This window comes from Pseudomonas sp. PDM04, from assembly GCF_014851765.1.
GTDB lineage: Bacteria > Pseudomonadota > Gammaproteobacteria > Pseudomonadales > Pseudomonadaceae > Aquipseudomonas.
Genome location: NZ_JACVAI010000033.1, coordinates 1 through 255 on the forward strand (window position 1 = coordinate 1; position 255 = coordinate 255).

The 255-nt window shown below is 49.0% G+C and carries 1 rRNA gene; it reads right to left on the minus strand.

The window, feature by feature from the left end:
- Positions 1 to 255 (minus strand): 23S ribosomal RNA (locus IB249_RS30315); the annotation flags it as partial.

The following is a 255-nucleotide window of genomic DNA, read 5'->3' on the forward strand; positions in this document are numbered from 1 at the left end:
TTCCAGAGCGTTCCGCTAATCTCAAAGCCACTTAAGGGCTAGTCCCCGTTCGCTCGCCACTACTAAGGGAATCTCGGTTGATTTCTTTTCCTCAGGGTACTTAGATGTTTCAGTTCCCCTGGTTCGCCTCTTAAGCCTATGTATTCAGCTTAAGATAACCATCTTATGATGGCTGGGTTCCCCCATTCAGACATCTCCGGATCAAAGTCTGTTTGCCGACTCCCCGAAGCTTTTCGCAGGCTACCACGTCTTTCA